General features: G+C 66.5%; 18 protein-coding genes and 1 tRNA gene. 10 read left to right on the forward strand and 9 right to left on the reverse strand.

All coding sequences use genetic code 11. The features are described 5' to 3' along the window. Positions 1-63: 63 nt before the first annotated feature. From ACNQR1_RS33550 to ACNQR1_RS33565, 4 genes are all read right to left on the reverse strand, one after another. Positions 64-1,698 carry a hypothetical protein gene (locus tag ACNQR1_RS33550; RefSeq protein WP_418049818.1) on the reverse strand — a complete coding sequence of 545 codons (1,635 nt, stop codon included), beginning with the start codon at positions 1,696-1,698 and terminating at the stop codon, positions 64-66. 221 nt (positions 1,699-1,919) lie between these two features. Continuing rightward, entirely contained in the window at positions 1,920-3,263 is a 1,344-nt protein-coding gene (locus ACNQR1_RS33555; RefSeq protein ID WP_418049819.1) for an ammonium transporter, read from the reverse strand. Between the two features lie 201 nt (positions 3,264-3,464). Then, on the reverse strand, positions 3,465-4,034 hold the full coding sequence (gene dcd / locus ACNQR1_RS33560) for a dCTP deaminase (RefSeq protein ID WP_418049820.1): 570 nt from the start codon (positions 4,032-4,034) through the stop codon (positions 3,465-3,467). A 16-nt stretch (positions 4,035-4,050) separates the two neighbouring features. Then, positions 4,051-5,082, reverse strand: a complete 1,032-nt coding sequence (locus ACNQR1_RS33565) for a hypothetical protein (protein WP_418049821.1) — start codon at positions 5,080-5,082, stop codon at positions 4,051-4,053. Positions 5,083-5,445: 363 nt separating this feature from the next. Here ACNQR1_RS33565 and ACNQR1_RS33570 point away from each other — a divergent pair. The 3 genes from ACNQR1_RS33570 (at position 5,446) to ACNQR1_RS33580 (ending at position 7,541) form a co-directional block, all read left to right on the forward strand. After that, positions 5,446-5,519 (forward strand) — tRNA-Gly (locus ACNQR1_RS33570). A 196-nt stretch (positions 5,520-5,715) separates the two neighbouring features. Beyond that, positions 5,716-6,846 (forward strand): TIGR03857 family LLM class F420-dependent oxidoreductase, encoded by a 1,131-nt coding sequence (locus tag ACNQR1_RS33575; RefSeq protein WP_418049822.1) that lies wholly within the window; start codon positions 5,716-5,718, stop codon positions 6,844-6,846. A 53-nt stretch (positions 6,847-6,899) separates the two neighbouring features. Beyond that, complete coding sequence (locus ACNQR1_RS33580) at positions 6,900-7,541, forward strand: TetR/AcrR family transcriptional regulator (protein WP_418049823.1); 642 nt, start codon at positions 6,900-6,902, stop codon at positions 7,539-7,541. Positions 7,542-7,585: 44 nt separating this feature from the next. On the opposite strand, the gene ACNQR1_RS33585 is transcribed toward ACNQR1_RS33580, so the two are convergent. After that, on the reverse strand, positions 7,586-8,236 hold the full coding sequence (locus tag ACNQR1_RS33585) for a rhomboid-like protein (RefSeq protein ID WP_418049824.1): 651 nt from the start codon (positions 8,234-8,236) through the stop codon (positions 7,586-7,588). A gap of 223 nt (positions 8,237-8,459) precedes the next feature. Here ACNQR1_RS33585 and ACNQR1_RS33590 point away from each other — a divergent pair, with 223 nt between their 5' ends. From ACNQR1_RS33590 to ACNQR1_RS33600, 3 genes are all read left to right on the forward strand, one after another. Beyond that, positions 8,460-8,945 carry a MarR family winged helix-turn-helix transcriptional regulator gene (locus tag ACNQR1_RS33590; protein WP_418049825.1) on the forward strand — a complete coding sequence of 162 codons (486 nt, stop codon included), beginning with the start codon at positions 8,460-8,462 and terminating at the stop codon, positions 8,943-8,945. 367 nt (positions 8,946-9,312) lie between these two features. Beyond that, entirely contained in the window at positions 9,313-11,634 is a 2,322-nt protein-coding gene (locus tag ACNQR1_RS33595) for an arylsulfatase (protein ID WP_418050604.1), read from the forward strand. A 219-nt stretch (positions 11,635-11,853) separates the two neighbouring features. Beyond that, positions 11,854-12,483 (forward strand): maleylpyruvate isomerase family mycothiol-dependent enzyme, encoded by a 630-nt coding sequence (locus ACNQR1_RS33600; protein WP_418049826.1) that lies wholly within the window; start codon positions 11,854-11,856, stop codon positions 12,481-12,483. On the opposite strand, the gene ACNQR1_RS33605 is transcribed toward ACNQR1_RS33600, so the two are convergent. The 4 genes from ACNQR1_RS33605 to ACNQR1_RS33620 all read right to left on the reverse strand — a co-directional run bounded on the left by ACNQR1_RS33605 (position 12,480) and on the right by ACNQR1_RS33620 (position 16,920). Continuing rightward, positions 12,480-14,303, reverse strand: a complete 1,824-nt coding sequence (locus tag ACNQR1_RS33605) for an ABC transporter ATP-binding protein (RefSeq protein ID WP_418049827.1) — start codon at positions 14,301-14,303, stop codon at positions 12,480-12,482. The two genes, ACNQR1_RS33600 and ACNQR1_RS33605, sit on opposite strands and share 4 nt — an antisense overlap. Positions 14,304-14,325: 22 nt before the next feature. Further along, positions 14,326-15,240, reverse strand: a complete 915-nt coding sequence (locus tag ACNQR1_RS33610; RefSeq protein WP_418050605.1) for a hypothetical protein — start codon at positions 15,238-15,240, stop codon at positions 14,326-14,328. Between the two features lie 57 nt (positions 15,241-15,297). Beyond that, complete coding sequence (locus ACNQR1_RS33615; protein ID WP_418049828.1) at positions 15,298-15,981, reverse strand: hypothetical protein; 684 nt, start codon at positions 15,979-15,981, stop codon at positions 15,298-15,300. A gap of 222 nt (positions 15,982-16,203) precedes the next feature. Continuing rightward, positions 16,204-16,920 (reverse strand): GntR family transcriptional regulator, encoded by a 717-nt coding sequence (locus ACNQR1_RS33620; protein WP_418049829.1) that lies wholly within the window; start codon positions 16,918-16,920, stop codon positions 16,204-16,206. 177 nt (positions 16,921-17,097) lie between these two features. Here ACNQR1_RS33620 and ACNQR1_RS33625 point away from each other — a divergent pair, with 177 nt between their 5' ends. Genes ACNQR1_RS33625 through ACNQR1_RS33640 form a run of 4 tightly spaced genes read left to right on the forward strand, consistent with a single transcriptional unit; the run spans position 17,098 to position 21,475 of the window. Then, positions 17,098-18,075 carry a phosphate/phosphite/phosphonate ABC transporter substrate-binding protein gene (locus ACNQR1_RS33625; RefSeq protein WP_418050606.1) on the forward strand — a complete coding sequence of 326 codons (978 nt, stop codon included), beginning with the start codon at positions 17,098-17,100 and terminating at the stop codon, positions 18,073-18,075. Positions 18,076-18,081: 6 nt separating this feature from the next. Then, positions 18,082-18,894, forward strand: coding sequence for a phosphonate ABC transporter ATP-binding protein (gene phnC / locus ACNQR1_RS33630; RefSeq protein ID WP_418049830.1), 813 nt, complete (start codon positions 18,082-18,084; stop codon positions 18,892-18,894). After that, positions 18,891-20,486: a phosphonate ABC transporter, permease protein PhnE gene (gene phnE, locus ACNQR1_RS33635; RefSeq protein ID WP_418049831.1), complete on the forward strand. Its 1,596-nt coding sequence runs from the start codon at positions 18,891-18,893 to the stop codon at positions 20,484-20,486. The genes phnC and phnE overlap by 4 nt, the downstream gene beginning before the upstream one ends. Next, positions 20,462-21,475, forward strand: coding sequence for a zinc-binding dehydrogenase (locus ACNQR1_RS33640; RefSeq protein ID WP_418049832.1), 1,014 nt, complete (start codon positions 20,462-20,464; stop codon positions 21,473-21,475). The genes phnE and ACNQR1_RS33640 overlap by 25 nt, the downstream gene beginning before the upstream one ends. Positions 21,476-21,499 lie beyond the last annotated feature (24 nt).

Consider the following 21,499-nt stretch of genomic DNA (forward strand, 5'->3'; position numbering starts at 1 on the left):
ACGTGACACTGAGCGGCAGGCCAACGTCAGGTAACGGTTGGAGGCGGGGCCGCCGATCAGGGGCTAGTGCCCGCCGAACGACGGGAAGGGCCACAGCGACCCGCCGTCACCGCCACCGCGCGAACCACCGGAACGGCCGGGATTCCAATCGCCGGATCCCGAACCACCCGGGTTCCAGTCACCGGAACCGCTGGACCGACCGGGGTTCCAATCACCTGAGCCCCGGCCGGGGTTCCACCCCGAGCTCGGGCCCGAGCCGGATCCGGGTCCCCAGTCATCCGAGCCGGAGCCGGGCCACTGCGGGGTTTCCGGTTCATGGCGCGACGGCGGCTGCCACGGCGGACGCTGCGGCTGCTGGCGCTGCGGCGGATCCCATGGCGGACGGAAGATGTTCGGCAGCCGCGGTGCGGGCGGGAGCACGACCAGCGGCGGGATGTACGGCGCCGGCGGGTTGTAGACCGGGGCCGGCGGCGGCGCCACAGGCTCCGGGGCGGGCGGCGGAGCCTCGGGGGCCGGAGCCGGCGCCTCGGGCGCAGGCGGCGGCGCGGCGGCGGGCTGCTCGACGTAGACCGTGCGCGGCGGGGCCTGCGGTGCGGGTGCTGGGGCTTCCTGCACCACCGGGATCGGTGCCTTGATGGTCTCTGGCGGCGGCGCCGGTGGCGGCGGTACCGCAGCTTCTGGCGGCGGTGCCGGCGCGGGCAACTTGGCCGGGGCGCTGGGCGCCACCGCGCCCTGCGCCGGAGCAGGCCGCTGGTCGACCGTCGGCCGGATGCTCACCGCGAGCGAAATGACCAGGGCCACAACACCGACCACGAACACTGAGGTCAGCGCGGAACCGACCAGCAGGAACGGTTTGCGTTCCTCGTCCAGTGGCATCTCGTCGGCGACAAGGTCAACCCCGTCGATCGACTCGGCACCCACCGGGGCCATCTCGGTGGCCAGACCGGCCAACGCGTAGGCACTGCCGGCGGTGGTGCCGTCGGGATCTTGCGAGTACGCCAAACCGACCGTGGTGGCCTCGAACGCCGGTGCATTGGCCGACGCCAGCGCCGCGCCGCGGGCCAGCGCCATCTCGGGCTCGTCGGGGGCATTGACCGGCAGCGACACCAGGTTTTCCAGATGCGCCTTGACCGAGGCGACGTCTACTCCCGAGCCGAGGACGAACATGCCGTCCGGCGCGGATTCGGCAGCGTCTACGGCGGCGGCCATCTCCGTGAGCACGGCCATGGCATCGGCACTGTGCAGGGACCGCCCAAGCACCTTGACCACCGAACCGTCGTCGGTCTTCACCACCGACAGTGTCGCGGTGTCCCGGTCGATGAACAGCAGCGCCGTGGTGTCGTAACCCACCGCGCGCCCGACCGCCTGGGCCAGCGCTGCGGCGGCGTGGCCCTCGGAGACCAACATGACGTCGTCGATGCCGTGCGCGGACAGCGTGTCGCGCAGCGCGGCCGCGTCCGAATGGTCAGTCCACGTGACGCCGATCGACTTCAAATGGTGCCCACCCGTGGTGGCACTCTCCTGGGTTCCGAGGATCGCGGCGACGACCTGATCGGCCGCACTGATGGTTGCCGAATCGTCAACAGAAGTGACGTCGAAGACGTCATGATCGACGGTGACCCCGTCGGCTTTCTCCCCCTCGACCAGCACCATGCGGACTGTCGTAGGTGCCATCGCCACACCCAATACGATGTCCACCAAGCCCTCCAATGTGTTTGCTGCACTGCGTTTGTCGCCATTACGCACACATGCCGCACGAGCCGACAACTAGAACCTTCATCGGTGCAACCTGCTCGATCGTTACACCCGGGCGGATTAGCTACCGCGCTGAGATTCCGGTCGGACCGCGACGGCATGGTGCGTGCCGGCGCCGGTTAGTTAGACCCTACTCGGCATTACGACAAACGGCGCCGGCCGGTTCATCCCGCGCTGTCCTCATCGGCCGGATCCGGGTGATGTTCACGCTCTCCGAACTGGCCCAACTGGCCCAGCGTTCCGCCGAACAATCCGGGCCGGCGCTGAGGCAGATGCCCGTGCACACCTTCGGCGTAGGCGGACTCGGCGTGCTGGGTGAAATCGACGCCGGTCGTCTCGTCCTCGGGGCTGAGCCGGAATCCCATGAACCGGTCGATGGCCTTGGCGATCACGTAGGACATGGTGAAGGCGTAGGCCGCCACGGCGACCGCGCCCAGCAGCTGCTTGCCCAGCTGGGTCAGCCCGCCGCCATAGAAGAGGCCCTGCGGACCCGCGGTCATCACCTCGGTGGCCAGGAATCCGATGAGCAGGACACCGACCACGCCGCCGACGAAGTGCACGCCGACCACGTCGAGCGAGTCGTCATACCCGAACCGGAACTTCAGGCCGATCGCAAAGGAACACACCACGCCGGCAGCCAGGCCGACCACGACCGCGCCGAGGGTGTTGACCGTCCCGCACGACGGGGTGATCGCGACCAGGCCGGCCACCACACCGGAGGCGGCGCCGAAGGTCGTGGGCTTGCCGTCGCGGACCTGCTCGACGGTCAGCCAGCCCAACATGCCCAGGCAGCCTGCGACCAGGGTGTTGAGGAAGATCGCCGCGGCGGTGCCGTTGGCGGCCAGCGCCGAGCCAGCGTTGAAGCCGAACCAGCCGAACCACAGCAGGCCGACGCCGAGCAACACGAACGGCAGGTTGTGCGGACGCATCGCGTCCTGCTTGAAGCCGATGCGCGGGCCGAGCACCAGGGCCAGAGCCAGGGCCGAGGAGCCGGAGACGATCTCGACGACGAGGCCGCCCGCGTAGTCGAGGACGCCGAGGCCGGCCAGCCAGCCGCCCGGACCCCAGACCCAGTGCGCGACGACGGCGTACACCGCGACGGCCCAGATCGGGACGAACAGCATCCACGCGGCGAATTTCGCCCGGTCGGCGATGGCACCGCTGACCAGGGCTGCAGTGATGATCGCGAAGGTCAGCTGGAATGTGGCGAACAGCAGCTCGGGCACCGCGCCGTGGGCCGTGCTCGGCGTGATGCCGAGCATGCCGAAGTGCTGCAGGCCGCCGATCAGACCGCCGCCGGCGTCATCGGAGAACGCCAGGGTGTAGCCGACGAGCAGCCAGGCCACCGTGACCAGCGGGATCGAGATGAAGCTCATCATGATCATGTTGAGCACGCCGGTGGTGCGGACCATGCCGCCGTAGAAGATGGCGAGGCCGGGGGTCATCAGCAGGACCAGCGCGGTGCTGGCGAGCAGCCATGCGGTGGCGGCCGGATCGATTTCAGGCACTTGGCGAGAATGTCGGCCGCGGGTTTCAGCGGCGCGGCGATCGTGTTTCCGGCGTGTTTCGTGTTGCGGTGTGGTTACTGAAAGTTCACCAGAGCTCTCGCCCGCCGTCGGCCCCGTTTTCTACGCCTGGGCAGCTCATCGGCAATTTCCACGGCCCACCGGTAGAAATCAGCGCGGGAGTGTGGCCACTCGGCAACGCACCTACGACTTGATGAAGTTCAGATGTGAGCGTGACGGTGTCGGACCGCGCTGACCCTGGTACTTCGAGCCGACCTTGTCGCTGCCGTACGGGTGCTCGGCCGGACTCGTCAGCCGCAGCAGGCACAGCTGGCCGATCTTCATGCCGGGCCACAGCGTGATCGGCAGGTTGGCGACGTTGGAGAGCTCCAGGGTGATGTGCCCGGAGAAGCCCGGGTCGATGAACCCGGCCGTCGAGTGCGTCAACAATCCGAGACGGCCCAGCGAGGACTTGCCTTCCAGGCGCCCGGCCAGGTCGTCGGGCAGCGTGCACACCTCGAGTGTGGAGCCGAGGACGAACTCGCCCGGGTGCAGCACGAACGGCTCACCTTCGGCGGGTTCGACGAGGGAGGTCAGCTCGTCCTGCTGTTTGGCCGGATCGATGTGGGTGTAGCGGGTGTTATTGAAGACCCGGAACAGGCTGTCCAGTCGGACGTCGACGCTCGACGGCTGCACCAGGGCATCGTCGAACGGCTCGAGGGCCAGGCGTTTCGCAGCGATCTCGGCCCGGATGTCTCGATCGGAGAGCAGCACCCGACGAGCGTATCGGTTAGCGACGGACCACCCGCGGCAACGGCGGCAAAGCGGTGCCTGCGCATGGCGCCATCATGTGCTTCTCCGACGCCCGCACCTCCCACGGCAGCACCCTGCACGCCACGGTGTGGACCGGCTGGGCGGTGCCGGCTTCAGGCCCGGCCTGCGGGGGCAGCAGCGGCTCGGCGGGCGACATCGGCGCGGCATGTTCAGCCTGGTTCGACGCCTGCGGCGGAACGCTGCCGCTGTTCCTGTGCACGGTGAGCACCAGGAACACCGACCCCACGACGATCAGCACGGCCGTCGCCATAACTGTGCTCAAGGTGCGCATCAGCGGGTCGCGCTTGGGTGCCGGCGCGGCGTCGTCCCCAACGTAGGCACTGGCGAGCAAGGCACCGCGCGCGAGCAGCAGGGCGGCGTCGTCGCCGAGCACGACGGGGCGCGCCATCACCGAATTCACCTCTTCGACAAGGTTTTCCGCATCCTGGGCTGATCCCGCGATGGCGACCGCGGCGATCGGTTCGGGAAAGCTGTCGCAGACGCCGCGCAGTGCCAGCATCGCGGTGGCCTCGTCAGGTCCTTCCAGTCGCCGGCTACGTATCCGGCGTGAGCCGTCCTCATCCTCGGCGCCTACGACGGCCAGCATGGCCTCGTCGGGCTCCACCACGCACAGGGCGATCGAGTCGCAGTCTGCGATCTGGACTGTGTATTCGGCGGCCGCTTCGAGAGCGTCGGCGCTGGAGACCACCGCGACGTTGGTGATGCCCTGCTCCGCGAGGGCGTCGAGAACCAGCTTGGCCTCACTGGCCACCGCGTCGGTCCAGGTCAGCTCAACGCGGGCGACGCTGTACCCGTTCGCAGGGGCAGCGGCGCGGGCATCGATCACGGCGTTGACGACGCGCTCGCGGAAGCCGGGCTGCTCTACTCCGATGCGGGTGTCCGCATCGAGCGATTCGTGGTCGATCACCGCGCCCTCGCCGCAGGTGCCCTCTACCAGGAGAAGCCGGGCGTCGCGCGAGGTCATGGCGATACCGATAACAACATCCATTTGGGTTGAACCCCTCGATTGATTCGGCCCGGGCTGCGGGCCTGTTCGCTCCATTCAGCGCCGGATGGAGCCCACGACAACTGACGGTAGAGAGAGCATCTGAGAACTTCGGGGCGAGCTTTTACCCGATTCTCAGGGTGCGGCGTGAACAGCAATCACGTTCTGGGGTGGAAGTTTTCGCCGCACCGGCTGGGGTGCAGGGTCCGCACTGGACAGCCGCCCGTCGGCTGCGTCTGTGGCCTTCGCCGGCCGCAGGCCATCACCCCGCCGATCACTGGGCGTCAATTTCTTAGACTCACCGAGACGATGTCTGCCCGCCGTACCCACAACCCGGGCCGGGTTGCTATCCTTCGTCAGCACCATGCCGATGTAGTTCAATGGCAGAACATCAGCTTCCCAAGCTGAATACGCGGGTTCGATTCCCGTCATCGGCTCCACAACAACTCTTCAGAGCCGCGCTGACGATCAGGCGCTCAAAAATTCTGGCGCTTCCATTGCCAACCCTCGCCGACAACGCTCAACACTTCACCCTGTGCAGCCCCAGCCGCATCTCCCATTCATTGAGAACCCTCATTGACAATGGTGGCCACCGCGACCGAGAGTGCTAGTCATCCACGGAACGAGAGGTACGCAATGAGCACTGCTCCGCAGGTCACGGAACCGTCGAGCACCGATGGCCGGCTCGACCAGCTCAACGAGCTCGGCTACTACGCCGTGACCCGCCACCCCGCGGATGTCCGGGTGGTGCTCCCCGAGGCCCGTACGGCGGACGCGCTCGGCTTGGGCTCCTGCCACATCGGTGAACGCTTCACCGTGAAGGACCCGGCGGTTCTCTCCGGCGCGGTCGCGGGCGCCAGCGACACGCTGGGAATCGCCCCGTCGACCAACTACCACACCCGGCATCCCACGGTCACCGCGACGATCGGATCGACGATGCACGCGCTCACCGAGGGCCGCTTCGCCATGGCGTTCGGCCGCGGGATGGCGGCGTACTGGAACGCGATCGGCCTTCCCGTCGTCACCGAGGCCCGGCTGCGCGACTTCTTCGGCATCCTGCGCCGGCTCTGGGCCGGCGAGATGATCCTCAACCACGAGGGCCCGGCCGGGAAGTGGCCGTTCCTGCGTCACGCCAGCGGCCTGCCCGACGGACCGCCCATCGGTTTGGTCGCGGTCGGCCCCAAGACCATGGAGCTCGCCGGCGAGATCGCCGATTTCGTTGTGCTCCATACCTTCTTCTCCGACGAGGCGACGACGTCGTCGGTCGCGGCGGTGCGTCGCGGTGCCGAACGCGCGGGCCGCGATCCCGACAGCATTCGCATCTGGGCATGCCTGGCGACGGTCTGCGACACGCTCTCGGAGGAGGATCAGTTGCGTCGTGGCGTCGGGCGACTGGCAACCTACCTGCAGGCATACGCGGACGTGCTGGTCTCGGCCAATGGTTGGGATCCCGCGGCATGGGAACGAATCAAGCAGAGCGAACTGTTCACCGATGCGGCCACCGCCGGGCCCATCGACGCCAGCGCCTCATTCGAGACGCTGCAGCGGATCGGCGAACTGATTCCGGCCGAATGGTTGGACTCAGTGGCCAAGGGATCACCACAGGACTGCACGAAAACCATTGCCCGGCAGTACGACCTGGGCACCCATTCCGTCATCATGCATGGGGCCAGCCCACACGAACTCGAACCCGTCGTGCAGGCCTACAGCGCCAACCGGCCGACACTGCGACGGGCGGTCGCGGCGAACCCAGGGAGATTTGCCTGAACACCCACGAATCCCCGCAGGCGGCCCGCGCCCTGGAGCAATGGCGTGCCGCGGTGCCGTCGGCGGCGATCCAGTCGGCCGCCGGTACCCGGCTGAACAAGCGCGGCCTGGAGACCCGTGCCCGCCTGCTCGACGTCGCCATCCGTTGTCTGGCCGACAGCGGCGGCGAGCCGGTGTCAGCCAATCGCATCGCCAAAGACGCGGAAGTCACCTGGGGCACGGTGCAGCACCAGTTCGGTGACCTGGACGGACTGTGGGTGGCGGTGATCACCGAGATCCATTCCCGCAGTTGGGCATCCAACGCCGATGCCCTGCCGGAGCGCAGCGACACCTTGCGCGAACGGGTGGCCGCGGCCATCGACTCCGTCTGGACCTACCTGGACACCACCGAGGGCCGGGCACTCACGGCATTGCGCACCTCCCTGCCGCCTCGTCGTTCCGATATCGCCGCCGAATACCCGCAGACGGCAGCGGCTTTCGCGGCACGCGAACTCGACTGGATTCAGGGCTTCGACTATCTGATGGCCGGGCTCGACCTCGATCCGGACCAGCTGTACCGGGTGCGGTGTCTGCTTCCCGCTGCGATCCGCGGCCTGAGCAACGAACGCCAAGTGGGCTTCACCTCGGATCTCGAGATCGCCCGCGCGACGTTGACCGACGCGGTGGTGGCGTTGCTGTCGCAGTCCAGCGAATAGAACGCCACGCCGGTTTCCACGCCACGGCTGCCGATCGGCCGCCGTCACGACCCTTCAGTAGAAAGCGACGAAGACGAAGCTGCCCGGCCACGTTTCCGCGTCAACGGGTAACAGCACAGCCCGATCAGCAGCGCCGACATGTGGCCGATCGCGGTGAAGTTGATATTGCTGATCAGCGCAGCGCCGAAGTAGAGGATCGCCGCGCCGAGATAGACCCATCGCCATGGCCGAGGGATGCGATAGGCCAGCACGGCGCCCACCCCGACGAGGAAGTAGCTCACCCCGACATCGCGGACGTGGACGAGCCGTTCGGGTGCGAGATGATCGTGGATCGCCAGATACAGCAGGCCCTCGCTGATGTAGGTGGACAGCACATGGGATATCAAACCCACTGCCAGCCAACGAATTTGACCGAGCCAGCGTTCAGCGGGCGCGAGGATGAGACTGAACAGGACCAGATACGGCGTCCAGTAGCGGCCATCGATCCAGAACAGACTGGTGACCAGGACGTAGAGCGGGTCGGTGCCCAGGTGGTGGATGTTGGTCGAGTTCTCGATCAACAGGTCGTGCAGCTGTCGCCCGTGCGTCTGACGCTGGATGATGGTGGTGACCAACAGGACGGCCAGCCAGGCATAGGTCAGCGGGGCGCTGCGGACGTACCGCCACACCGCCGCCGGCCATGACTTCGGGCGCACAGCATTCAGTATGTGCGCCGAACCGGCGTCCGACCCAACCCCGAACAATCGGCGCGCCGCCGCAATTGTGAGCCGATTCATGTTTTCCGAATTCAATTGGTGGACAAGTTCTTTGACCCACGCACGATGGATATTCCCAAATGCATTGAATGCATGCGTCAAAACCTCTGACCTCATACGAGACTCTCAGCCACCAGGGCCCACCGCGTGGAATACTCGCTGGATGGGCAGCGCGCCGCAGCACGAGATGACCCGAACGCCGGTCGACGAACTGTCGGCATTCGAAGTCGCAACCCGAGATCTGGTGGGCGTCGCTCTCCGTAGCGTGGAGCAACTGGAACTCTCGCTCCCGCAGTTCCGGCTGTTGCTCGTACTCCATGAGCGGGGGAAGTCGACGTCCACGGAATGCGCCCAGGCGCTCGGGGTGGTGGGCTCGACAGTGACGCGGCTGGCCGATCGGCTCGACGCCTCCGGCCATCTGGTCCGCGGTTCGGACCCCACCAACCGCAGCGTCGTCACACTGTCGCTGACCGACCGCGGACGCAAACTGGTCCGCCAGGTCACCACCCGACGTCGACGCGAACTGAGCAGAGTGCTCGACCGGCTCGACCCCACGGAGCGCGCGGCGTGCGCGTCGGCTTTGCGGAGTTTCCATGAGCTACTCATCGACGACGACGGCGACGACCTGAACCGTCCGATACCCCTCTAGGGATCTCACCCAGAAGGGGCGGCCGACAGACGCCTACCCAAATTTGCCCTCGGCACTCGCCTGCAAGAATCATCTTGAGACACAACACTTCTCGACGGTTGCCAACACGGGCGGTGTTTTTCCAGGACAGCGCGCCTGATCGGGCATAGGGTCAGTCAACATGGAATCGAACAGCGATGACCTGACCGAGACCGATCGCGATCAACGCGGCAAGCTGTCGCGACGTTCGATGCTCGGGGGCATCGCAGCCGCCGGAGTAGGCGCGGCCACCGTGGGCGCACTGGTTTCCGGCTGCGACGACTCAGGCAAACCCGGCGTCGGCGGAGGAGCCGGTGGACACGCCGGCCCGCCCGACTACGGGACGGGAATCAACGAAGGCTTCGACGGGAAGATCGAACTCGACGTTCGTGATTCGAAGCCGGACTGGAAGCCCTTCGAACTCAAGCACGCCCCCGAGGGCGCACCGAATGTCCTGGTGGTGCTGTTCGACGACACCGGCATGGCCTCGTGGTCGCCCTATGGCGGCCGGATCAACATGCCGACGCTGCAGAAGCTGGCCGACAACGGCCTCACCTATTCGCAGTGGCACACCACGGCGTTGTGCTCGCCCACCCGGTCTTGTTTGTTGACCGGCCGCAATCACCATGTGAACCGGTTCGCCAGCATCACCGAGGGCTCCGACGGCTTCCCGGGCGCGGCAGCCCGGCTACCCGCGCAGTGCGCGACGGTGGGCCAGGTGCTGCAGGACAACGGCTACAGCACCTTCTGGGTGGGCAAAGACCACAACGTGCCGGAGGAGGACGTCTCCAGCGGCGGCAGCAAGTCGGAGTGGCCGCTGCAGAAGGGCTTTGACCGGTTCTACGGCTTCCTCGGCGGTGAAACCAACCAGTGGTATCCCGACCTCTCCGAGGACAATCGGTTCATCGACCAGCCGTATCCGCCTGAACAGGGCTATCACCTGTCGAAAGACCTTGCCGATCAGGCGATCCGGATGCTGCGCGACCAGCGGTCCAGCAACCCCTCCAAGCCCTGGTACATGTGGTTCTGCCCCGGCGCGAACCATGCGCCGCACCACAGCCCCGAGGAGTACTCCGCGAAGTACAAGGGGAAGTTCGACGACGGCTACGAGGCCTACCGCGAGTGGGTGCTGGGCCGGATGATCGACAAGGACATCATGCCCAAGGGCACCGAGCTGACCCCGATCAATCCGTTGCCCGAGGACGTGGCCCTGGAGGCCGACGCGGTGCGGCCGTGGGATGCGCTGAGCCCGGACGAGAAGAAGTTGTTCAGCCGAATGGCCGAGGTGTTCGCCGGTTTCTCCGAGTACACCGATGCCCAGGTCGGGCGGGTCGTCGACTACCTGGAACAGACCGGGCAGTTGGACAACACCGTCATCTTCTACTGCGCCGACAACGGCGCCTCCGGCGAGGGATCACCGAACGGGTCAGTCAACGAGAACAAATTCTTCAACGGCTACCCCGACGATCTCGCCGAGAACATGAAGATGCTCGACAAGTTGGGCACTCCGGATACCTATAACCACTACCCGACGGGCTGGGCGGTGGCGTTCTCCACACCGTTCCAGATGTTCAAGCGCTATTCGCAGTTCTCGGGCGGCACCTGCGATCCGATGGTGATCCACTGGCCCAAGGGCATCAAAGCCAAGGGTGAGGTGCGCCATCAGTACCACCACGCCACGGACGTCGTCCCGACGATCCTCGACGTCGCGGGCATCAAGATGCCCGAGGAGTATCGCGGCATCAAGCAGTACCCGGTAAACGGTGTGTCGATGCGGTACAGCTTCGACGGTGCCGATGCCCCCACCACCAAGAAGCGTCAGTACTACGCGATGCTGGGCACCCGCGGTATCTGGCAGGACGGCTGGAAGGCGTCGGCGCTCCACGCGCCCATCAGCGGCAAGGGCCATTTCGATCAGGACAAGTGGGAGCTCTTCCACGTCGACGAGGATCGCTCCGAGGCCAAGAACGTCGCTGACCAGAATCCGGACAAACTCAAGGAGCTGATCGACGCCTGGAACGAGGAGGCCAAGAACAACTATGTCCTGCCCCTCGATGACCGCACCGCGGTCGAGTTGATCACCATCGAGCGGCCGCAATTCGAACCGCCGCGCACCCGCTACCTCTACTACCCAGACACTGCTCCGGTACCCGAGGGCGTGGCGGTCAACATCCGCGGCCGGTCCTACAAGATCATCGCCGATGTCGACATGACCAAGGATGCCCAGGGCGTGCTGTTCGCGCACGGTTCACGCTTCGGCGGGCACGCCTTGTTCATCAAGGACAACAAGCTGCACTACGTCTACAACTTCCTGGGCATCAAACCCGAGCAGGTGTTCGTCTCCGGCCCGCTTCCGGAGGGCAAGCACGCGCTGGGCATGGAATTCATCTGGGAGAAGAAGGGTGAACACGGTGAATCCCTGGGAACCACAATCCTTTACGTAGACGGCAAAGAGGCCATGAAGGGACCGATGCGGGCCCAGACCGGCAAGTTCACCCTCGCCGGTGACGGGTTGTGCGTCGGGTTCGACAGCGGCGACAACGTGTCCGATCTCTACCAGAATCCGGGTCGGTTCACCGGCGGCACCATCAAGGGCGTCGCGGTGGACGTGAGCGAGGAGAAGTACATCGACCTGAACAGGGAGGCGCAGGCCGCGTTCGCGACCGACTGATCCCCGGACGACTCGGGCCCAGCACCCGGTGCTGGGCCCGAGTGATGTCTGGACCCTGTGGCGAGTGTGCAGCTTGTCGAGGCGAAACCGCGAATTTTGCGCTAAAGCCTGCACGTTCGACGCAGGGTCGGCAGCAGCACATCAAACGCTGCTGTCGACGACCCATCACGGACGGGCCACGCTACTTTGGTCAGGGAACCCTGACGATAGGAGCGGGCCGTGGACTCCGACACGATCTGGCGCAACATCGATGAACAGCGTGGACGGCTCGCCGACCTGCTCGACACTCTCGAACCGCAGCAGTGGGCGACGCCGTCGCTGTGCGCCGGCTGGACGGTGCGTGAAGTCGCGATCCACATCACGCAGGGCCACGCGAGCATCAGCGAGATGCTGCCGGCGGCGATCAAGTCGGGCTTCCGGTTCGACGCCATGGTGCGCCGGGCAGCGCTGGAGGATCCCGCCGAGCCCGCCGCCATCACGGCACGGATTCGAGCCATGGCTGGTTCACGCAAGCGGCCGCCCCTGACCAAAGAAGTCGACCCGCTGTTGGACATCCTGATCCACACCCAGGACATCTGTATCCCGCTCGGGATCGACTTGCCGATGCCCACCGACGCCGCCGTCGCGGTTGCAGACCGCCTGTGGCACATGAAGTTTCCGTTCGCTCCGCAACGCGACCTGCCGGGCTATCGGTTCGTGGCCACCGATGCCGACTACGCGGTCGGGCCGGAGTGGGGTGGGCTGCGTGAGGCGCCGATTCACGACGTGGTGCTGATGTTCGCGCGGCGACGCGATGTCCCCGATCCCGAACCTGGGGCCGACGGCGACGGCGAGGCCCAGGCCGACTAACGCTCGCTCTGCACCTCGTGCAGGCGCTTGTAGAGGCCGTCCTGGGCCATCAGGGCCTGATGATCGCCGCTCTGTGAAATACGCCCGTCTTCGAGCACCAGGATCCGATCGGCTACCGCGGCAATGAAATCCAGATCGTGGCTGACCACCAGGCAGGTGCGCTCGCCGGCGTAACCGCGGATCACCCCGATCATCCGGGCCCGCTCGTCGGCGTCGAGGTTCTCGGTCGGCTCGTCGAGCAGCAGCACCTCGGGCCGGCGCAACAGACAACGCGCCAGCGCGATCAGGCGCTTCTGCCCGCCCGAGGGAATCTGGACGTCCACCACCGTGTCGTAACCGTCGTGCATCTTGGTGGTGATGACCGAGTGGATGTGAGCTGCGGTGCAGGCTTCTTCGATGTCCGCGTCGGTGGCGTCCGGCCGGGCCAACCGGATGTTCTCCCGGATGGTGTCTTTGGTGAAGAACGGGAACTGAGCAAGCTTGGACACCTGATCGCGCAGCGACTCGATGGTGACGGTCGAGATATCGTTGCCGTCCAACAGGATCCGTCCGTGTTGGGGATCGCGGAACCGCAGCATCAGGTTGAACACCGTCGACTTGCCCGACCCGATTCCGCCGACCAGCCCGACCGTCTCCCCCTCGGCGATCGAGAAAGACAGCCCTTCGACGATGTTCCGTCCGGGCGTGTAGCCGAAGGTCACGTCGTCGAATACCAGGTTGCCGTGCACCTCGCCCAGCGCTAGGGCATCCTCGGCTTCACGCACCGAGGGCTTCGTGTCCAGCAGTTCATACGTAGACATCACATTCGGCGCCAGAGCCTGATACGTGGTGTACGCGCCGAGGACCCGCTGTGCGGCGCTGAACATCACCGGAACCACACCCGCGAACACCAGAAGGCCCGCGAACGTCAGCCCGAAGTGCGTGCTGAGGCCCACCCCGACCAGCAGCACGATGACCGTGCTGAGAGCCACGAAGATCTGCGAGCCGTTCACGGTGGCCTGCATCCAGACCACCGAGGCGGCCGACCCCTTCGCAGCCTCCTCGGACACCTCATGAAATCGCTTGCTGCGGACCGGTTGTGCGTTGAACATCTGAATCTCGGCAATCCCGCTGATCGTCTGCTCGACCTCGGCAGCCATCGCCCGCTCGGCATTCATCACGCGCCTCATCACCGCCTGTACGTGGCGGCCGACGTACCTGAGGGTGATCAGCGCGAGCGGGGTGAGCACCAACGCAGCCACTGTCATCTGCCAGGAGAGGGCCAACAGGTAGCTGATCACCACCACCAACACCACCACATCGATCAGCGGTGGCAGCAGGCAGTCAGTCAGGAGTCGTTGCACACCAGCGGATTCGGTCATGACTCGGTGCATCAGTTCGCCACTGCGCGAACCCAGGAAGAAGTCGAGGGATAATGACTGCAGGTGGTCGTGGACGCGCTGTCGGATGTCGACCAACAGGATCCGTTCGACGTGAGCGCCGATCCAGGCGTTGACGAAGTACATCAGCTGGGTCAGCACCAGCGAGGACGCCCAGACGGCCAACAGGACCACGAACGGTACCGGCCCGGCCAACGAATGCAGCAGTCCGTCCTGGCGGGCGACCAGCGGCCCACTCAAATCCCATACACTGCTGAGGTTTCCGCTGTTGCCCGCATCGGCGATGACCTGCACCATCGGCCCGAAGGCGGCCACCGTGACATACGGCAGCGCGGCGGCGATCACCCCGATCACCACCAGCAGGGCGAGCACGCTCCAGACTGCGCGCAGCATCCGCAGACTGCGCCACACCACATGCAGCGGCGACGCCACGTTGGCCACGCGCACCCCCTTTTCGCGAAGGCTAACCCGCGGATGCGTCGCTGTCTCGCGGAGAGTCCGGAAGTTCCGAAGGCGCGTCGTCGTCGAAGAAATGCCGGATCGCGGTGAACCCACCGTGCCGGTATGCCTCGTACGCCCAGATCGCGGCGATGATCGGCAGTGGGCCGAATGCCACCCACCACCGCGCCGAGGGCGGGACCAGTTCGGCGATCACCTGGGAGCTGGGGTGATCGTCGACGACGGCGGGCAACCATTCGTGCAGCAGGATGGTGAGCATGCGGGTCGCTTCGAACGGGCCCGCGACAGTGGCCAGCACCCAGCTCAGCGACGCGATGATCAGCGCCCACGGCCAGGCCAGCAGCAGCGACTGGTCGTCGACGATGTCGGCGGCCGACCGGATCGATTCGGCGACGAAGGCGAAACCCAGCGCCACCAACAGGACGCCGATCTGGGCGGCCAGCAGATCGTCGAGTACCGAGTTCGCCAGCTCGTCCCCGCTGCGCGTGGGCAGGCCGAACGCCAGCGACAGCAGGCCGGCGAGCAGGGCCAGCAGTGCCAGCGCCGAGGTGGAGTCGTCGATGCGCATGAAGGAGTCGGTCAGGATGCGCATCACCAGCCGCGAGGAGGACGAGGGCCTGGTCCGGTACAGGATCATCACCACGAGGCCGGAGATGACGATCGAGATCAGCCAGGCCACCACGGCCGCGCAGATGATCACGAGTGCGAGGGAGCCGATGACCGGGACGAGTTGCTCGTTCGCGGTTTCCCCGTTGCGCACCACCAGAAGGGGCACCACACCGACGGCCACCACACCCAGGGCGCGCACCAGGATCGGGAGAGTGAATCCGGCGATGTCACCGGCGTCGAGGTCGGGATCAGTGCGGCGGATCGCGGCAATCTCGGCGCTCATCACAGATCGCGCCCGGCGGAACGACATTCTGCGCGCCACGAGGCGAATCTAAGCCGAACCCGGGGTCGCGGTCCGATGACACGCTCAGCGCAGGTAGAGCTCGCCGCCGGTCGGGTAGCCGCCACCCTTGGTGGTGAGGTGGACGTGGTCGTAGTGGCCGTAGCCGCCGGCCTTCGCTCCACCGTCGGGCGTGTAGTAAGTACCCCGCCAGATGGCGTCCTGCAGGGCGAACCGGTCGGCGTTCTTCAGGGCGTAGGCGACGATCCGGTTGCCCAGCTCGATCCCGTGGGCGCTGCTCGGGTTGGGGATCATCACATCGAGGGCCAGGCCGTCGGGGTGCCAGCGCAGTGCGTCCGGACGGACGCCGCCGATGCTGTGGATCTCGGGGAAGTCGGCGCTGACGGCGCGGGACGCGAGGATGGTCTTGACCTGCAGGCCGCGTTCCGGGGCGTCGCCGATGGGCAACAGCTGCGGGATGTTGATGACGCGCCAGCGCGAGGCCGTTGCCGGTGGTGCCTGGCCCGCGCTCAGGCTCACGGTCTGCGCGACGACCGTCGACGTCGAGGCGGCCGGCGCGGCCACGATCTCCATGCAGCACGGCGACTCGGGGGCCGGCGCAGAAGCCACGACAGGTTTAGCGGCGTCGGAAAAGGGGGATGAAGCTACATCACTGCCGCCGGCGAAGAACGCAGCGACCGGCGCGATGATTGCAGCCGCGACAGTCGGCAGTTTGCGCTGACTGGGGCTGGCTAATGCGTGTCGGCCCACACGGGCACCATACGGGCACTTCCGAGGGGTCGCAGCAACCGCTCCCCTGTTCTGAGAGTTTCCTTAAATGACTGTCAAGCACATTTGCGGCGTGTTTACGCAGGTCAAAGGTCACGAATTGGTCACGGGCGCTCCGGTTTCTTAAGGACACCATTTGCCGCGTCGACGGGCATTTCAATTCAAAAACACCTCGCGGGGCCGTAGACGATCGCCGGGGCCGGCCTACGACGCGGTCATCACCGCAGTAAAGGTCATCCGGTCGCCTCGATACAGGGAGCGACGCTGCTCGATCGGAATCCCATCCTGGTCGTAGGACACTCGGTTGAGCAAGAACATCGGGGTGCGGGTGTCGACGGTGAGCAGCGCCGACTCCCGCGCATCCGGCAGCGCGGTCTCGATCGTGTCGACGGTCCGCTCGAAGTGGATTCCGCGACTGCGAATCTCTGCGTAGAGCGACTCGCGATAGTCGAAAGCCTCCCGCAAGCCCGGGTACCGCGCGGCCGGCAGCTTGGTGGTCTCCAGCCCCACCCGGATGCCGTCGGTGGTCAGGACGCGCTCGAGCTGCAGGATGGGGGCACCCACCTTGATGGCGAGCTGTCCGGCCAGAACATCGTCGGCGATCAGGTCGCTCCAGCCGACCAGGATGCGTCCGCCGCTGCGGCCCTGCTCCTTGGCCGCCTCGGTGTAGGACCCCATGGACAGGGGCTGAAGGATCTTGGGCCGCGCCACGATGGTGGTTCGGCCGCGCCGTTCAATACGCCCGGCCAACAACAACTCTCGTAGTGCTTGGCGGACTGTCTCACGGGCTACGTCAAACCGCTCGGCGATCTCCCGCTCCGCGGGGAACGGGTCTCCGACCTGCAGGTCGTCGAGCAGTCGCTCCAGTTGTGCGCGCACAACCTGGTGCTTGAGAACCCGGGGTTCTGCGCTCGCGGACACCCGCTCACAGTAGCAAGTCTTGGTATAGACCAAGACTTGCCGCGTTGTTAACCTCCTCGCCAACTTCGATGCACCCGCTGGTATAGACCAACACACAGGGTGTGGGGCATGGCAGTGGCACACCTCCGCATGAGTACTGCCCGTCAATCGACCCCGCCCCGAAAGGTCCCGCGCGCCATGAAGTTCCGCACCTCGTGTAAGCCTGCCCGGATCGCTGCCGTGGCAGCCGCCAGCGCCGCCCTCGTGTTGTCCGGCTGTTCGAGTTCCGACAACCCCGACGCCAAGACCGCTCAAGGCTTCCCGGAGACCCTCACCCTGGCCGCGATCCCGGCGGAGAATTCCACCGACCTCAAGGCCAGCTACCAGCCGCTGATCAAGCTGCTGGAAAAGGAGACCGGCGCCAAGGTCGAGTTCGTGCAGGCCTCCGACTACGCCGGGGTGGTCGAGGGCATCATCGCCGACAACGTCGACCTCGCCTTCTTCGGCCCATTCGCCTACGTGGTCGCCGGAGTCAACGGCGCCAAAGTCACCCCGGTCGGTGCGGTGATCCAGGAACAGGGCGCCAAGCCCGGCTATCAGTCTTATGGCCTGGCCCGCGCGAACGAGGCGAACGTCAACGGCCTCAAGGACTTTGCCGGCAAGAAGGTCTGCTTCGTGGACCCGAGCTCGACCTCTGGCTTCCTCTACCCGACCGCCGGACTGATCGAGGCCGGGGTGATCAAGTCAGGATCGGAAGGCGACCTGTCCGCGGCGATGTCCCCGATCTTCGCCGGCGGCCACGACTCCTCGGCGCTGGCGATCGCGAACGGCGACTGTGACGCCGGCTTCGCGTTCGACACCATGGTCGACAAGACCATGATCGCCAAGGGTGATCTCAAACCCGGTCAGCTCAAGACGGTGTGGAAGTCGGAGATGATCGCCGGGTCGGTTTTCGCCGCCAACGATTCGCTGGGCAGTGAGGCCATCGGCAAGCTCAAGACCCTCTTCGCGGACAAGGTCAACGTGCCCAACCTTGAGGCCGAGGGCTTCTGCCAGGGCGATGCCTGCCGGATCACCGACGAACGCGCGTGGGGCTTCGTCCCGGTCGAGGATTCGGACTACAGCGGCGTGCGCCACGTCTGCGACGTCACCGGCTCCGAGAAGTGCAAGGGCTGAAAGTCGGTGAGCACCAGCGGACCCCACCATTCCGTGGCCGGTGACGATCTCGTCGTCATCGCCCGCGATGTCACCAAACGCTTCGGTGACACGCTGGCCCTGGACAACGTCAGTCTCGAGGTGAGGCGCAGCGAGATGCTGGTGCTGCTCGGTCTGTCCGGATCGGGCAAGTCCACTCTGCTGCGTTGCCTCAACGGGCTGCATCCGGTCACCTCAGGCAGCGTCGAGGTCGGCGGCACGCACGTCGACACCGCCTCGGCCAGACAGCTACGCGCACTGCGCCGCAACGTGGGGTTCGTGTTCCAGCACTTCAATCTCGTCGGACGGCTGAGCTGCCTGGAGAACGTCCTGATCGGCGGCCTCGGGCAGCTGCGGCTCCCCCGCTACGGCGTACTGACCTACCCCAAGGCGATGCGTGCCGAAGCCCTGACCTACCTGGACCGGGTCGGCCTGGCCGACTACGCCGAGCGGCGTGCCGACACCCTCTCCGGCGGACAACAGCAGCGGGTCGCGATCGCTCGCACCCTGATGCAGAAGCCCGGCCTGCTGCTCGCCGATGAGCCCGTCGCCTCGCTCGATCCTGAAAACGCCGGCGTGGTAATGGATCTGCTGTTCCGGGTGTGCATCGAGGAGAAGCTGACCGTGGTGTGCACGCTGCACCAGGTGGATGTCGCGCTCGGCTGGGCGCACCGGCTGGTCGGCCTGCGCAACGGCCAGAAGATCCTCGACCGGCCCGCGGTCGGCATGACTCGCGACGACGTCATGGAGATCTACCAACGCGTCGACCCCGCGGCCCGTTCGGCGGCCCGTCCGACGTGAGTACCGAACTGACCGAACGCCCGGCACCGTCGGTGCCCCCGCCACCGCAGCGCCGGCCGCTGCCCGGCCTGTTGCATCTGGTCGCCGTCGCAGCCCTGCTCGCCACTATCGTTGCGGCCTGGTCGATCGACTTCGCACCGGCGACGCTGCTCAACGGGTTCGACGAAGTCGTCGCGCTGCTGGAACGGATGATCCCGCCCCGTTTGGATGATCCGGGTCGGATCGCCGGGCTCGCGGTCGAGACGCTGTTGATGGCCGTGCTGGGAACCGTGCTCGCAGCGATTGCCTCAGTGCCGCTGGCATTTTTGGCAGCCCGCAACACCACGCCGCATCCAGCCGTGCAGGCGGTGGCCCGGGCCGTCATCACGTTCTGCCGCGCCATGCCGGACCTGCTGTTCGCCGTCCTGTTCGTCCGGGCCCTCGGAATCGGTGTGCTACCAGGCATTCTCGCGCTGGCCATCCACTCGATCGGCATGCTCGGCAAGGTGTTCGCCGATGCCATCGAGCAGACCGACCCGGGCCCACGCGAGGCGGTGCGCAGCACGGGCGTCGGGTACTTCCGCGAGATGCTCAATGCCGTCGTCCCTCAGGTCGTGCCGTCCTGGATCGCCACCTTCATCTACCGCATCGACATCAACCTGCGGATGTCGGTGGTGCTGGGGTTCGTCGGCGCCGGAGGCATCGGCTTCGCGTTGCAGGATGCATTGCGGGGCTTGATCTATCCGCGCGCGCTCGGCATCGCCTGCGTCATCCTGGCGATCATCGCGGCGATGGAGTTGCTGTCCATCGTGATCCGTCGGATGCTGCTGGATTCGGCGCAGTCGAACCCGGCCCGGGAGCGCGTCGTGCGGTTCGTGTTCGGCGGCGGGCTGATCGCGGCCTGTGTCGCGGCGCTGGTGGTGTTGAAGATCAACCCACTGTCGCTGATCACCTGGGTAGGGCCGGCCACCGAGGTGTTCGCCCGGATGATTCCGCCCAACTTCTCGGCCCTGGGCAGTGAATTGTTCGCAGCCGCAGGTCAAACCGTCGCGATCGGCGTGGTGTCGACGGCTATCGGTGTCGTGCTGTCGATTCCGGTCGGCATCCTGGCCGCGCGCAATGTGACACCCCACCCTGCGGTCTACTGGGCGGCCCGTGGCTGGATCCTGTTGGTGCGGGCCGTGCCCGAGCTGATCCTGGCGGTGGTGTTCGTCGCGGCATTGGGCCTCGGGCCGGTCGCCGGTACCTGTGCGCTGGCCATCGGATCGATCGGCTTCCTGGCCAAACTGGTCGCCGATGCGGTCGAAGAGATCGATCCGGGGCCGTTGGAGGCCGTTCACTCGGTGGGTGGCGGCTGGTGGAAGACGTTGTTCTCGGCCGTGATTCCGCAAGCCATGCCAGCGATGGTCGGGTCCAGTCTGTACCTGTTCGACGTGAACGTACGAACCTCCACGATCCTGGGCATCGTCGGCGCAGGTGGCGTGGGCTACCTGCTGTTCGAATCGATCCGCACGCTCAACTTCGACGTGGCCGGTGCGATCGTCCTCGTCATCTTCGTCATCGTCTACGCCATCGAAAGGTTGTCCGGATGGATCCGATCCCGCCTCGTGTGACCGCGGCCGCGGTGTGGACCGGTTCCGGCGTCGACGTCAGGACCGTCCCGATCCCCGAACTCGGCACCGGCGAGGTGCTGGTCCGGGTGCGGCTGGCCACGGTGTGCGGCAGCGACCTGCACACCGTCACCGGACGACGCAGCGCGCCCTGCCCGTCGGTGCTCGGTCACGAGGCCGTCGGTGAGGTCGTCGCTGTCGGCCCGGACGCAGGTGCTCACGTCGGCGACCGTGTCATCTGGTCGGTGACGGTGGCCTGTGGGACGTGCAACAGGTGCCGATCCGGCCTGAGCGCCAAGTGTCTGTCGGTGCGCAAGGTGGGCCACGAGGCGTTCGACGGGGACTGGGCGTTGTCGGGCTCCTATGCCGCACACGTGGTTCTGCCCCGCGGCACCACTATCGCCGTCGTCCCCGAGACGCTTTCCGATGCGGTCGCCGCACCGGCCGCATGCGCGACGGCGACGGTGATGGCCACCTTGGAAGCCGCCGGTGAGCTGACCGGGCGGCGCGTGCTGATCGGCGGGGCGGGCATGCTCGGTCTCACCGCCGTCGCGGCATGCGTCGCGGCCGGAGCCGATGTTCAGGTGCTCGACCGCAATGCCGACCGGATGGCACTGGCGACGCGGTTCGGCGGCCGCGCCTCCGACGGCGGCCCCGTCGATGTCGCGATCGACTACACGGGGTCGTCTGCGGCCGTCGCAGATGCGTTGGGCCGCCTCGACATCGGCGGCACCCTGGTACTGGCCGGGTCGGTCACCCCTGGGCCGCCGGTGGCCGTGGATCCCGAAACCGTTGTGCGGCACTGGTTGACCATCACCGGCGTGCACAACTACGAGCCCCGGCACCTGCATCGAGCCGTCGAATTCCTCGACGAAACCCGCGAGCTCTATCCCTGGGACGCGCTCGTCGTCCCTCCGGTGCCGCTCGATCACATCGAGGAGGCGTTGCGCCCGCCGCCGCCGGGAAAGCTCCGGACCGCTGTCACCCCTTAAACGCCGAAACTACGGGTTCTGACG

Source organism: Mycobacterium sp. 48b, assembly GCF_048282725.1.
GTDB lineage: Bacteria > Actinomycetota > Actinomycetes > Mycobacteriales > Mycobacteriaceae > Mycobacterium.

Coding starts and splice junctions, on each gene's coding strand:
- ACNQR1_RS33565 (WP_418049821.1), bottom strand. CDS start 5,082: ATGGATGTTGTTATCGGTATCGCCATGACCTCGCGCGACGCCCGGCTT.
- ACNQR1_RS33575 (WP_418049822.1), top strand. CDS start 5,716: ATGAGCACTGCTCCGCAGGTCACGGAACCGTCGAGCACCGATGGCCGG.
- ACNQR1_RS33590 (WP_418049825.1), top strand. CDS start 8,460: ATGGGCAGCGCGCCGCAGCACGAGATGACCCGAACGCCGGTCGACGAA.
- ACNQR1_RS33610 (WP_418050605.1), bottom strand. CDS start 15,240: ATGTCGTTCCGCCGGGCGCGATCTGTGATGAGCGCCGAGATTGCCGCG.
- ACNQR1_RS33625 (WP_418050606.1), top strand. CDS start 17,098: ATGAAGTTCCGCACCTCGTGTAAGCCTGCCCGGATCGCTGCCGTGGCA.
- ACNQR1_RS33640 (WP_418049832.1), top strand. CDS start 20,462: ATGGATCCGATCCCGCCTCGTGTGACCGCGGCCGCGGTGTGGACCGGT.